Source organism: Streptomyces sp. NPDC040410, assembly GCF_055595715.1.
On sequence record NZ_JBVIVK010000009.1, the window covers coordinates 266,270 to 278,423 of the forward strand.

The 12,154-nt window shown below is 69.8% G+C and carries 14 protein-coding genes; 5 read left to right on the plus strand and 9 right to left on the minus strand.

From position 1 onward, the window contains the following. Positions 1 to 591: 591 nt before the first annotated feature. From ACZ562_RS20430 to ACZ562_RS20445, 4 genes are all read right to left on the minus strand, one after another. Positions 592 to 1,704: a catalase family protein gene (locus tag ACZ562_RS20430; RefSeq protein WP_471180865.1), complete on the minus strand. Its 1,113-nt coding sequence runs from the start codon at positions 1,702 to 1,704 to the stop codon at positions 592 to 594. Positions 1,705 to 2,230: 526 nt separating this feature from the next. Continuing rightward, a complete protein-coding gene (locus ACZ562_RS20435) occupies positions 2,231 to 3,250 on the minus strand; it encodes an NAD(P)/FAD-dependent oxidoreductase (RefSeq protein WP_471180867.1) in 1,020 nt (339 codons plus the stop codon). Beyond that, positions 3,247 to 3,762 carry an isoprenylcysteine carboxyl methyltransferase family protein gene (locus ACZ562_RS20440; protein WP_471180870.1) on the minus strand — a complete coding sequence of 172 codons (516 nt, stop codon included), beginning with the start codon at positions 3,760 to 3,762 and terminating at the stop codon, positions 3,247 to 3,249. The genes ACZ562_RS20435 and ACZ562_RS20440 overlap by 4 nt, the downstream gene beginning before the upstream one ends. 6 nt (positions 3,763 to 3,768) lie before the next feature. Further along, positions 3,769 to 4,824: a type III polyketide synthase gene (locus ACZ562_RS20445; protein WP_471180873.1), complete on the minus strand. Its 1,056-nt coding sequence runs from the start codon at positions 4,822 to 4,824 to the stop codon at positions 3,769 to 3,771. Between the two features lie 74 nt (positions 4,825 to 4,898). On the opposite strand from ACZ562_RS20445, the gene ACZ562_RS20450 reads away from it, so the two are divergent. Then, positions 4,899 to 5,786, plus strand: a complete 888-nt coding sequence (locus ACZ562_RS20450; protein WP_471180875.1) for a UbiA family prenyltransferase — start codon at positions 4,899 to 4,901, stop codon at positions 5,784 to 5,786. 514 nt (positions 5,787 to 6,300) lie between these two features. Here ACZ562_RS20450 and ACZ562_RS20455 read toward each other — a convergent pair. After that, complete coding sequence (locus ACZ562_RS20455) at positions 6,301 to 7,389, minus strand: sugar ABC transporter substrate-binding protein (RefSeq protein WP_471180878.1); 1,089 nt, start codon at positions 7,387 to 7,389, stop codon at positions 6,301 to 6,303. A 461-nt stretch (positions 7,390 to 7,850) separates the two neighbouring features. On the opposite strand from ACZ562_RS20455, the gene ACZ562_RS20460 reads away from it, so the two are divergent. Together ACZ562_RS20460 and ACZ562_RS20465 are read left to right on the plus strand one after the other, a co-directional pair. Next, a complete protein-coding gene (locus ACZ562_RS20460) occupies positions 7,851 to 7,976 on the plus strand; it encodes a transposase (RefSeq protein WP_471180998.1) in 126 nt (41 codons plus the stop codon). A 53-nt stretch (positions 7,977 to 8,029) separates the two neighbouring features. After that, positions 8,030 to 8,251: a hypothetical protein gene (locus tag ACZ562_RS20465; RefSeq protein WP_471180881.1), complete on the plus strand. Its 222-nt coding sequence runs from the start codon at positions 8,030 to 8,032 to the stop codon at positions 8,249 to 8,251. A gap of 22 nt (positions 8,252 to 8,273) precedes the next feature. On the opposite strand, the gene ACZ562_RS20470 is transcribed toward ACZ562_RS20465, so the two are convergent. Continuing rightward, on the minus strand, positions 8,274 to 8,837 hold the full coding sequence (locus ACZ562_RS20470; protein ID WP_471180884.1) for a dihydrofolate reductase family protein: 564 nt from the start codon (positions 8,835 to 8,837) through the stop codon (positions 8,274 to 8,276). Between the two features lie 464 nt (positions 8,838 to 9,301). Here ACZ562_RS20470 and ACZ562_RS20475 point away from each other — a divergent pair, with 464 nt between their 5' ends. Continuing rightward, positions 9,302 to 9,574 carry a YciI family protein gene (locus tag ACZ562_RS20475; protein WP_471180887.1) on the plus strand — a complete coding sequence of 91 codons (273 nt, stop codon included), beginning with the start codon at positions 9,302 to 9,304 and terminating at the stop codon, positions 9,572 to 9,574. Between the two features lie 635 nt (positions 9,575 to 10,209). Next, a complete protein-coding gene (locus ACZ562_RS20480; protein ID WP_471180890.1) occupies positions 10,210 to 10,431 on the plus strand; it encodes an H/ACA ribonucleoprotein complex subunit GAR1/NAF1 in 222 nt (73 codons plus the stop codon). A gap of 425 nt (positions 10,432 to 10,856) precedes the next feature. Here the strand turns inward: ACZ562_RS20480 and ACZ562_RS20485 are convergent, their stop codons facing one another. Genes ACZ562_RS20485 through ACZ562_RS20495 form a run of 3 tightly spaced genes read right to left on the minus strand, consistent with a single transcriptional unit; the run spans position 10,857 to position 11,835 of the window. Continuing rightward, positions 10,857 to 11,138, minus strand: a complete 282-nt coding sequence (locus ACZ562_RS20485; RefSeq protein ID WP_471180892.1) for a hypothetical protein — start codon at positions 11,136 to 11,138, stop codon at positions 10,857 to 10,859. After that, entirely contained in the window at positions 11,135 to 11,614 is a 480-nt protein-coding gene (locus tag ACZ562_RS20490; RefSeq protein ID WP_471180895.1) for an HNH endonuclease, read from the minus strand. Before ACZ562_RS20490 ends, ACZ562_RS20485 begins: the two co-directional genes overlap by 4 nt. Beyond that, positions 11,611 to 11,835, minus strand: coding sequence for a hypothetical protein (locus tag ACZ562_RS20495; RefSeq protein WP_471180898.1), 225 nt, complete (start codon positions 11,833 to 11,835; stop codon positions 11,611 to 11,613). Before ACZ562_RS20495 ends, ACZ562_RS20490 begins: the two co-directional genes overlap by 4 nt. Positions 11,836 to 12,154: the final 319 nt, after the last annotated feature.

Consider the following 12,154-nt stretch of genomic DNA (forward strand, 5'->3'; position numbering starts at 1 on the left):
ACTGTCAGCAGGTGCGCTGCGGCGCATATCAGCCAGTGGCTGTTGAACACCGGCCGCACACGCGCTCGGTAGACTGCGGCTCCGTACACCAGTGGCGTCTTGGCTCCGCGAACCGCGAGCCGGCGCAGCTTTTGCAGCCGTGGACGCCGAGCGGTCATGTAAGGCGTCGACCTGCCGCGGTCGGGGGCATGGTCGGGCCCGCTGACCGTGGTCGGGGCGGTGGGCCAGAAGTGAGGGTGCCTGGTCGGGGTGTCACGGTAGAGGTCGGCGTGGCTGCGGTGGCACCCGCTCGGAGACCAGACCCCAATGCGTGTTGCAGAAGGCCGTGATCAGGGTGTTTCCTGTCGGCGACTGCTTCCAGACGTAGCCGAGCTGACGGGGCTTCCGGACGCCGACGGCCGAAACTGCCGCAGCGGCTGGCCAAGCAGCTGCAGCAGTCCCCTGACGGGCCAGCGCCGGAAGCCATCCATTGCTGTCGGCCTGCCCGTTGAAGGCGACTCTTGCGGTCCTTCTCGGCATGAACCGTGCTGAGGTAAGAGCCGTCGCCCAGGACCTGGGCCGTGTCAGGCGGCGGGACGCATCCGAGGCAGTTCAGCCGAGCAGTTCCGCGCTGCCGGCCGGTTCGCGCCGCTCCTGTCCATTGATGCGGTGCCGCTCGATGGAAGAGCGCCGGTAGACCTCCTGCCGGACCCGCTGGATCTCGCCGAGGGGCCGGTGCTCCTCGCGTGAGCGCCACGGGGTGATCGACGTGGCGTCGGCGGCCGTCAGGTTGTCGTCGCCGCCGATGTCCTGACGGGGGAGGTCCACACGGGCAACCGTCACCCACGGGGCCAACTCCTCGGGCCACTTCACGGAGGTGTTCTCCACCGGCATCCGGGCCAGGTCGGTGTTGAGCTGCACCTGGAGCTCGAAGGAGTGGTCCCGCTCCGCCGTTTCGGCAACCAGGGTGCGGCGAAACGCCTCGTTGTCCGCCTGCACGTCCACGATCTGGCGTGTGAGAGAGGCCAACGACTGGGCTGTCGGCACGGTACGGATCTTGGCGATGTGGTGGCCGTACCGGAAGGCGCCCATGCTGTTGTAGGTGTACGACAGCAGGTTCCTGCGCGGGACGGTGGTGAACGAGAGCATGGCGAACAGTTCGTCCCACAGCCAGTCGTCGGGGTCGGTGAGCGTGCCCCGGCGGGTCAGGAACTCCGCCATCCAGGTCTTGCGACGGGCCGGGTTCACCAAGGCCTCGGGCAGCTCCGCGAACAGGTCCTCGATAACCATGTAGTCGTAGGCGGTGTTCGCGAAGAAGACCTCGTTGTTGATCAGGTTGAGGTCGAAGGTGCCGCTGTCTCGTTCGTCGTCCAGCAGTGCGGGGCCGGGAACCCCGAACAGCTTGATGCCCATCCCGCACGCCGCGCCCAGCTGATGGTCGGGGCGCTGGTGCCCCAGGCCGTTGGAGTAGCGGACGACGGCGTCGTACACGGCGGGCCGGCCGAAGATGCCCTGGCCGTAGGAGCCTGGGTTGTCACCGACGGTGACGGTGGCCTTGAGGAGGCCGTACGTCTTCCCATGGGCGGTTCGGACGGCGTGGCCGACGGCCTCGCGCTCGACCGAGGCGCGGGTGCGATGCGCCACTTGGGCGACGACCGCGTCCAACTCCTGCTTGTAGGTCGGACGTTCGGTGGGGCGGTAGTCCTCGTAGCGGACGGGATTCATGGTGCTGCCTCCCTGTGGGTGGTGTCCGCCTCAGACGCTAGCCAGCAATTTAATTGTGCACAATATAACTGGGTGTGATGAATCGCACGCGTGTGAGGTGGCGGTCGGTGCCCGAGTCCGGCGCCGCGGACTCGCCGAGGCCGGCGACCTCACCCTTCGCCAGGCCCTCGCGATGGTTGCGCGGCCGGCCCTTCGCCGGCATGGAACCCCAGCGCTACGCCTGGGCCGAACCGGCCATCCAGGAAAGCCCTACCGAAACCCTCCACCGCACGCTTCCTCGCCGGCCACGCCGCCGGGGACGTCGACGCACTCGCGAAGCCGCAGCACGCCTACGCAGGATCAACGACTCCATCTGCGGGGGCGTCGAGATAGAGCGCGACCCCCGCGGGACTCCTGCGAAACCCTCCTGCGTCGGCCGATCCACGCTTGCCGAACCGACGACCACTGTGCCGATAGCCCGGGGACCGACTGCACGACGACGGTGGCCACATGAGCACGCCCAGCGCAATCGTCGCCGACTCGCACGTCACGCCAGCCGGTTGACGACAGCGGAGAAGAGGAACGGGAGGCGAGCGGCGGCCGGGACGATGCGAGGGGCAAGACGCCGGTCGTCGCGGAGCCGGAGCAGAGACGCGGTGATCAGACGGTGCTCGCGCGTCACACGGTGCCAGGCGCGCTCATAGGCCTGGGGATGATCCCGCCGTACGCAGTCGACGAGGTGTGGGGCGCAGGCCAGGGCGGCGGCGACGCCTTCGCCGGTGAGGGCGTCGATGTAGCCGGCGGCGTCGCCGACCAACAGCACGCGTCCTGCCACCTTTGCGGTGGTCTGCTGGCGCAGTGGCCCCGCCCCGCGCACGGCGGTGGCGGCTGCCGGGGGCAGCCGACGGATCAATTCGGGGAAACCGGCGAGGTGTTCGTCGAACGGTGCCCGGTCGGAGGTCAGCACGGCGACGCCCACCAGACAGGGGCCGAGAGGGGTCACGTATGCCTCGGCGCGCGCGGACCAGTGCACTTCGACGTGGTCGGTCCACGGCGGTACGGCGTAGTGCCGCCGAAGCCCGTACCGGGCCTGTCGCCGGGGGTCGGGCGGCTGCTGCAGACCGAGCCGGCGGCGGACCGGGGAGTGCAGACCGTCGGCCGCCGCGAGGTAACGCGCAGTGAACCCGGCGGCGGCGACTCTCTGGCGTTGCTGCACGACCATGTCGATGCGCCCTTCGACAACCGGGATGCCGAGGTCCGCCGCCCGTCGGCCAAGGGCACGGTGCAGCGTGGTGCGCCGCACTCCCAGGCCGTGGCCCTGGCGGAAGACCGCCTCGGCTCGATGGCGGCCGTCGAGGTACCGGATGCCCCGCAGTGGATGTCCCTGGGGCACGATGCCGAGGTCGCGCAGGGCATGTACGGCGCTCGGCATCAGCCCCTCGCCGCACGCCTTGTCGACGGGGGCGGGGCGGGGCTCGACGACGATCACATCGAGGCCGGCCCCGGCCGCGTGGATCGCGGTGGCGAGCCCGGCCGGACCTCCTCCGGCCACCAGCAGATCGATCATGATTGACGGGCGGCGGCGAGAGCCGCGTTCTCGCAGCGCACGCGCACGGCGAGCAGGGGCAGATTGAGCAGGGCGAAGACGGTGGCGGTGATCCATGCCCCGTGGACGAGGGGCAGGGCCAGTCCCTCCCCGACGACGGCGATGTAGTTGGGATGGCTGAACCTGCGATACGGGCCCGCGCTGACCAGTTCGAGTCCGGGAACGACGATGACCCGAGTGTTCCAGCGCGGCCCCAGGGCGGTCACACACCACCAGCGCAGCGCTTGTGCACCCACGACGAGGGTGAACATCGACCAGCCGAGGACGGGCACGAACGGCCGGTGGGCCCACCAGACCTCGGCCAGGCAGCCGGCCAGCAGCCCGGTGTGCAATGCGACCATCACCGGATAGTGGTTGCGCCCGTACTCCATGCCGCCCCGGCGGCGGCTCCATTGCGCGTTACGGCGTGCGGTGGCGAGTTCGACCATGCGCTCGGCCGCCACCAGCAGGACGAGGACGGTGTACGCGATCACCGGGAGCTACCAGCGCAGGAGGACGAGTTCGGAGCACAGCCCAGGGCCCAGGCCGAGCACCAGGCCCGGTGTGCTCGGGGGTGGGCGCAGGGCCAAGGTGTCGCGCAGGATGTGGGGCACGGATGCCGAGGACAGATTGCCGACCTCGGCGAGCGAGCGCCTGCTCGGTGCCAGCGCCGCCGCCGTCAGGCCTAGCGCGTCCTCCAGAGCGTCGAGCACCTTGGGGCCTCCCGGATGGCACACCCAGCCGGTCACGTCGCAGGGTTTGAGGTCGTGCTCCGCCAGGAAGGAGCGCACCTCCTCCGCGACCAGCAGGCTGACCAACTCGGGCAGATCGCTGCCGAGTACGATCCGGAACCCGCGGTCGCCGATCTCCCATCCGAGCACGTGCTCGGTGCCCGGGAAGAGGCAGCTGCGGGTGGCGAGCACCTCGGGGCCCCTGCCGCCGCCGGTGTGGCTGTCCCCGACGGCGACCACAGCCGCGGCGCCGTCGGCGAACAGGCCGGCCGCCACCAGAGCGGCGATGGACGCGTCGTCGCGCTGCAGGGTGAGGGAGCACAGTTCGGTGGAGAGAAGGAGCGCCGCATCACCCGGTCGGCCTTGAAGGTAGTCGTGCATCCGGGCGATTCCCGCCGCGCCCGCGACGCAGCCGAGACCGAAGAGCGGAAGCCGCCTGACGTCCGGACGTATCCCCAGACGCCCGGCCAGCCGCGCTTCCAGAGAGGGCGCCGCGATCCCGGTCACGGACGTGGAGATCACCAGGTCCAGCTCGGCCGCGTCCAGTCCGGCCTCTTCGAGCGCGGAACGAATGACGCGTTCACCCAGGTCGAGTGCCTTCTCGATGAAGAGGTCATTGGCCTCGCCGAATCCGTTGAGCGTGCCGTAGCAGTCCAGGGGCAGTGCCAGATGGCGCCTGCGGACGGCAGCGCCGGTGTGCAAGCGGTCGAGCACTGCGCGACTGGTTCCGGGTGGCAGACACAGGGCGGTCAGCGTGTCGGCGATCTCGTCCTGTCCGTAGCTGTGCGGCGGCAGTGCGCCGCTCACGGCTGCGATTCGCGTCATTCCGTCAATATAGGTCGATACGTGCATGTACTGACGCATTGAGCGTATTGGATATCCATGTGCCGCAGCATCGAATGACGATCGATCAGCAGTCGGGTCCGCGAAGCGACTTCAGCTGGCAACGGGGCGGTTTCCTGACGCTTCCGCTCGGGCTGCTTCGTGCCTGCCATCCCGCTCCGACGCTCGTCGTCAGCGCCGTGACCACCGTGCTGGCGGTGTTCTCGGGTCGCGGCCCCGCCGGCTGCCTGCTCGTCGCATCCGCAGTGCTGAGCGGTCAGTTGTCCGTGGGCTGGTGCAATGACCGTGTCGACCTTGGGCGTGACCGCGCGGCGAAGCGCAGGGACAAACCGCTGGTGAGCGGTGAGGTGCCCCCGCGTATCGTCGCCGGGGCGGCGGGCTGCGCGCTTGCCGTGTGCATCCCTCTGTCGCTGGCCGGCGGGCTGCTCGCGGGTGCGGCGCACCTCACCGGGGTCGCGGCCGCATGGTGGTACAACCTCCGCCTCAAGCGGACGGCCGTCTCCTGGCTGCCTTACGCGCTCGCCTTCGGCCTGTTGCCCGCGTTCGTCACCCTCGGCCTTCCGGGCCATCCCTGGCCGCCGGTCTGGGTTTCGGTCGCGGGCGCGCTGCTGGGTGTGGGCGCCCACGCCACCAATGTGCTGCCGGACATCGAGGCCGACCTGTCCTCCGGCATCCGCGGCCTGCCCCAGCGTCTTGGCCGGCGGTCGGCCAGAACTTTGGCCGCCTGTGCGCTGTTGGGTGCGTCGGTCTCGCTGGCCATCGGGCCGCCCGGTCCGCTGGGAGCGGGCGGCTGGAGCGTGCTCGTGGTGACCGGGGCCCTGTCGTCGGCCGCGGTCACCCTGCCGGTCACCGGGCGGAACGACCGCATCCCCTTTCTCGCCACCCTGGGTGTCGCGGTGATCGACGTCGCCCTGTTGATGCTGGGTGGCTCCGGACTGGCCTGAGAGACCAGCGGACGTTCTGGCTGGTTCGGGCCCGGGCCGAGTCCGGTCCGGCGGGGCCGCGGCTTTCGGGCACGGCCCGCAGGGCGTGTGTACAGCGGCGTCCGCATGCTGCGTCTGAGCGCGGAGCGGTTCAGGTGGCGCCGAACCCCACGCCGAGGTAGCGGTCGGCGGGTGTTCCAGGGTTTCTGTGCTTGCTGCCGATGGGTTTGCCCCTGATGGGACCCGTGACACGGTGACGGCGTGCTGCCGTTCCTGGGAATCCCAGTAGGACTGGTCGATTCTTGGGGACCTTGTACGTCCACGGACGGTGGGGTCATGGCCGCGGTCCCGTGGGAGTTGGGACCGCGGCCATGGACCAGCCCCTTCTCGCCGGGCATGAGCTTCGCCAGGCACTGCGATTGATGCGGTTCTCATCGAGCCCGGTGTTGGTACCGCACACTCAGCGGTGCCGAGGAGGGAACCGGGGTACCTGCGCCTGTGCCGTTCGGAACTCATCGCCGCTGGTCAAGCGGCCTTACTCGGTGAGCCCGGCCCTGTCGCACGCGGGCCGGTACTTGGGGGTGCAGATCTGGTCGATCGTGTACATGCCGTCCCTGACGACAGTGTCCTTGATGCTGTGTACGGTCACAGGGATCGGAGTGAGCATCACGGCCGGGACGTCCTTGGTGGTGGGTGTGTCGATCGTGTTCTCGGCGAGGTGGTCGATCTCTTCACTGCGGCCGAGGGCGATGGCGATTTTGGCGGCGGCGTCCGCCTCGGGCTTGTAGGGCTTGTAGACGGTCATGTACTGCTCGCCGCTGACGATGCGCTGCACGGCCGGGAGGTCGGCGTCCTGGCCGACGACGGGCGGCAGCGGCGTGATGCGAGCGCTCTTGAGGGCGGGGATGATGCCGCCGGCGAGAACGTCGTTGCCGGCCCAGACGCCGTCGATGTTGTCGGCGCCCTCAGCGGCGATGGCGCCGGACATCGCGGCGTAGGCACCCCCGGCGTTCCAGGCTTCGGCGCGGTAGATCTTGCTGATCTTCACCTTGCCCTCGAGGACGGACTGGGCGCCTTGCGCGAACGGGGTTTGCTGCCGGGACGACTTCGACGGTCCCTCCACCCTGACGATCTGGCCGCTGCCCCGCTTGCCGCCCAGGGCCTTGAGCAGCGCCTCGCCCTGGAGCCTGCCGACGGCCTCGAGGTCATGGGAGACGTACGCCGAGATCGGGCCCTCGACGGGCCGGTCGTACGCGACGACCGGAATGTGCGCGCCCTTCGCCTCCGCGACCGAGGAGCGCAGCCCTCGGATGTCGACGGCGTCGAGGATCAGGACGTCGATCCCCTTACTGATCATGGTGTCGACCTGCTGCCGCTGCATGCCCGCGTCGTCGAGGGCATTGGCGTACTCCACGGTGCACCTGCCGCACAGCTCCTTGATCTCCTTCTCGATCAGGGGCCGGTCGGATTGCTCGTAGCGGGGCGTCTGGTTCTCCGGGAGCAGCACGCCGATGCTCGCCCCACCCTTACCGGTGGACTCGTCGGCCTGCCCGCAGGCACCGAGTCCGAGGCCCAGGGACACCACGGCGGTGACCACGACAGCGCCATGGAGATAGGTGTTCACAGGCCCGGCCTCCTTCCGCATCCGGCGGATGCAACGGCAGTTCCGAGGCGGCCTCAGGCGGCCTCGGTGCTCGAGCGGTGCGGGTCCACCCGGCGCTCCGGATCGGGGCCGGCGAGCCGACACGAACGCCATTCCGCCGGGACCTGCCCGTACAACCAGCTGCCTGGTCCGCCGGGGACAATGGGCGCTCCCGGCAGATATGGGGCGGCAACGCAGGAAGCGTATGTTTCCCGCAATCGCCCCGAAACGGGAAGGCGCTCACACCGCCAGAATGGCACAGCCACGAGCGCCGAGCGCTTGGAGGAGGACCCCAGGAGTCGCGGTCCGCCCGCCCTCACAGCGAACCTGCCGCGGGTAGGCAACTGTCAGGACGAACCCCCGCCGAACCCTCCCGTGGAGTGCGGCGGCCTACTCGTCGTCGAGCGGGCCGGTGACGGCATCGATGGCGTTGGTGGGCCGTACTGGAGCCGCTTCTGCCGGCCGCAGCGACGACGGGCAGGCCGTCCTGGCCGAAGCGGATGCTGATCGACGGAATCCGGTGGCGAGTGCGGACCGTGGCTCCGTGGCGGGACCCCCCGCCCTGCTAGGGCCCCTGGCAGACGGTCTACGGCCTGTTCCGCCGCTGGCAGCGCCTGGGTGTGTGGGCAGGGCTGCTCACCAAGCTCCAGGCCGCGCCGGCACCACCACCCTGATCGCCGCCCTCGAGGTCGCCACCGGCGAAGCGATCGGCTCCCCGCACCGCGGACACCAGGCACTGGAGACGCACATCCGCAACTGGATCGCCGCCTGGAACAGCGTCCCGAAGCCTTACGTCTGGACGAAGCCGCAGACGAGATCCTCGAACGCCTCGCCAGCCGTCTGAACGGAATTCCTCACTCAGGCCACTAGCGCGCCACGCGGTAGCGGAGGTAGACGACTCCCGAGCTGAAGGTGCGGGTCTCGACGAGTTCGAGATCCACCCGGCGCTCGTGTTGGGGAAAGAACGGAATGCCACCGCCTACCAGCACCGGGTAGACCACGGCCCGGTACTCGTCGATCAGACCCATTGCGGCCGCCTCGGCGGCGAGAGTCGCTCCGCCGATCGCGATGTCGCCCTCCCCCGGCTCGGCCCGCAACCGCTCGATCTCCTCCGCCAGGCCGCCGGAGGCCAGGCGGGCATTGCCCTGCACCGCCGACAGCTTGGTGGAGAACACCACCTTTGGGAGCGGCTTCCAGATCGCGGCCCACTCGAGCATTGAGTCGTCGAGCGATGGATCCTGGTCGGCGGTCTCCCAGTACAGCATCGTCTCGTACAGCCGTCGTCCCAACAGGTGGACGCCGACCTCTCGAATCTCGTCGATCCAGAAGCGAAAGACCTCCTCGTCGGGCGCCGTCCAGTCGAAGTCGCCGTCCGGCCCGACGATGTGGCCGTCAAGTGAGACGTTCATCGAATAGGTCACGCTGCGCATCAGAAGTCCTCCTCGGTAGCGGTTCGACAGTACGACCGCCGGACGCCGCAGGACTCATCGCGGCTCGCGGAATCCCCTGGGCTAAGCTTTTTGAGCCTTGCCGTTGGCCCGTCTGGGCGGGCTGACCACGGGTTTTGCTGTTCGTTGCGTCCCAGGTCCAGGTCAGTGCGGATGGTTCTGAGGTGGGGTCGGGCCTGTCGGCGGAGCACGCCGATACCGCCGCCGCGTGCCCCGCTCCTCCCTCGGTGGGCTCGCCCTCCTCCCTCGGTGGGCTCGCCGATTGTGGTTCGCCGTCCCTCCGCAGGCTCCGCATGGTGCATGGGGTGTCCCAGTGAGCGTGGCGCCATGAACGCAAGCCGGCGCTCCCGACCGCGGCCAACATGGGAACGCGCAAAGGACGTGCCGGTCCGGAGGGGTATCAGCCGCCGCCGAAAGCAACACGTACGAGACCGTACGATCGTTGCATGCTCATCGTCGAACTTGCCTTCACACCTGCCCCGGAGCGCCTGGCCGCCCGCCCCGCCCACCGCCACACCCTCGTCCGTCTCCACGCCGACGGGCACCTCCTGGCCGCGGGGCCACTCGCCGACGACTCCGGCGCGATCCTCCTTTTCAACGTGGATCGAGGTCAGCTGGACCGGATTCTCGCGGACGACCCGTATTACCGAACCGCGGGCGTCGATGTGATCTCCATCCGTGACTGGCGTCCAGTGATCGGTGGGGACTCCGGCGACTAACCTGTCGGTCCAGGCGGAGGGCGCTTTCTACGTGCAGGGCATCGGGTCGCGTCCCAAGGTCCAGGTCAGTGCCCATGGTTCGGGGGCGGTCGGACAGGCCGGGGCACGGCTGTTTGCGGATCTCGCCGATACCACCCGGTTGACGGCCGCGTACTCCGCCGCTCTCCGTCCGCTTCGGCCGCGTGGGACCGGACATGATCCGGGTCGGATCGGCACCGGCCTGGCGGTGATGATCGCCGACGGCGGTGAGGCCGTCGCGGACTGATCGGTTCCCTGTTCGCCCGGTTCTCGATCAGCTTGGCACCAGCGCTCCCGTCCCGGCCATGGCTACCCGTCGCCGCGAGGGAATCCTCGGGTGTAGGCCGTAGTTACCCGAGAACTACCGCGCATACCTTTCGCCCTCTCAACTGGTGTCCCATCACGCTGAGTTCGTAGTCACAGCGCAGCAAGAGCCGGACACCACGGATGTCACAGCGGCGGTCGAAACTGTGCGAGAAGCACAGACGGCGGCAGGGGATCGTGCTGCCGTCCGTGGGGGCGGACGCAGCCTCGTCTTCACTGAACCTGATCCACCTGGGGCGAGTGCGCGCCGCCGTCGCGCTGAGGCTCGCCGACGCTACCCGCCGGGGGTGCGCATGAACGCATATGAGCCGGACGTGGGTGATCTCGTCTACGACGAGGCGACGCGCACAGTCGGCAGGGCCGTCGACCACGTCGGTCCGTACTGGCAGCTGAAGCCACCCGGCGGCGGGCGGGAGTGGGACGCGCACGGCCCGCTGCGCCCCGCCACGCAGATGGAGCGGCTGTCGTGCGGCGTGGCCCTGGCCAACGCGCGGAGCCGGGGCGAGTGGTTGTGAGCACACCGGCCTCGACCGACCGGTCGCCGCTCTCGCCGGAATGCAGCGTGGCGCAGCAGCCAGGTTACTGGGACCTGCACCGCGTGTGCCGGCAGACGGACGTGGCGCTGCCGCACGCGCGCGGCATCTTGCTCGTGCAGCGCTGCGGCTGCACCTGCCACGGTCGCAAGGGTGATGCCTCGCAACCACGCCCCAGGTGAGCTGCGCCTGGCTCGTCGGGCAGCGCAGGGAAGTCGTGTTGTGAGGACGGAACTCGGCGGGGCGTCAGAGCACTCTCCGGTGCCGTCCGGCCACCGCCGCCCTTGAGGGAGACAGCGGCACGATCGCCGAGGCCGACGTTTCGCAACTGTTGCGGGCCCTTCGTGCACGAGGAATGCCCTTCTGCGGCCTGTCTCTTGGGCTGGTCGGCCCTGCCCGCCGGCCGGTCAGGTCGCCCGGGCGCCTCCACCGCGTCTGATGCGGCCGAGGAGGTCGCGGTGGTAGGCGGCCAGGCCGCCAGGCGGGATGGGGGCGGGGCTGCCGGCGAGGGTGTACCACTCTTTGGCGCCGGTGTACTGGATGAGGACGCGGGCCGCGCGACGGTCAGGCAGCAGCAGGGTGGCGACGGTGAGGTCGCCGGTGACGACGCCGACGTCGTCGGTCATCGCTCCGCCCGGCCCTGCGATGACGCGGTCGACGTACTGGTCGATGTCGGAGGCCTCGTTCATGCGGTGCAGGTGTCCGGCATCTCGGTCGGGGCGGTCGTCTCCCGCTCGGTGATGTTGATGGTGTCCGCGTACTCCACATGGGTCCAGGCCCGGGCATACGTGCACCAGGAGGTGCGCAGTGGTCGCTGCCAATGGTCGGGGCTCTGGTCGCCGTTGGCCCGGTTCGACGACGCCGACACGGCCAGGAGCCGGGTGCTGCCGAGGTCGTTGGCGAACATCCGCCGGGTGGGGGTGCCCCACAGATCGGCCCCGAAGCGCCTGGCGTTGACGAGGGGCACGATGTGGGCGATGTCGACCTCGCCGGCAGAGTTGAGGACCGTACCGTCGTAGGAGCCCACCCAGATGCCGGAGATGGCGCGGCACCGGGAGTCTGGGACGACGGCCTGGCCGTCCGGGGCGAGGGCGACTTCGCGTGTGTCGCAGGCGCCGTACCGGGCGAGCGGGTGGGGGAACGTGGCCCGTGAGTAGCCGGTCATCGGGTGCGGGCCGTGACGGTCAGCTCGGCGAGCTCTTTGCGGGTGACAACCGGCGGCGGTGGCTCGGGAAGGGGCCGCCGCGCCCCGGCCGAGACGCCGGCGTATGCGTATGGGGCTGTGGGTGCTGCTGCCGCGGCGGATGCCGCGGGGGTGGGGGACAGGAGCGACAGGGACAGCAGCGCGGGCACGTCGAGGCGCTGCCACAGATGAGAGTTGATCACGCGCTCACAACTACCAGCGCCACCCGGGCGAAGGCGGAACCGGCCCCCGAAGGCAGTGTGTCAGTCGTCCGGTGTTGACTGCTGAAAGGTTCCTGCCGCTGCGCGGCCGGCCCTCGCAGGCCGATGCGGGCCCGGCGCCGACTGCCTCCAGCCGCATCGACCGACAGGCGACCGGTGCTGCCCATCCCCGACGCACGGGCGCCACAGGGCTGCCCGTCACCGTCGCACGGGCGCCACGGGGGCGATTGTCCCCAGGCCGAGCCCAACTGGGTTCGAACGCAAAGGCGAAGTCCGCTATGATCTCCGCGGCAAGGCTGTA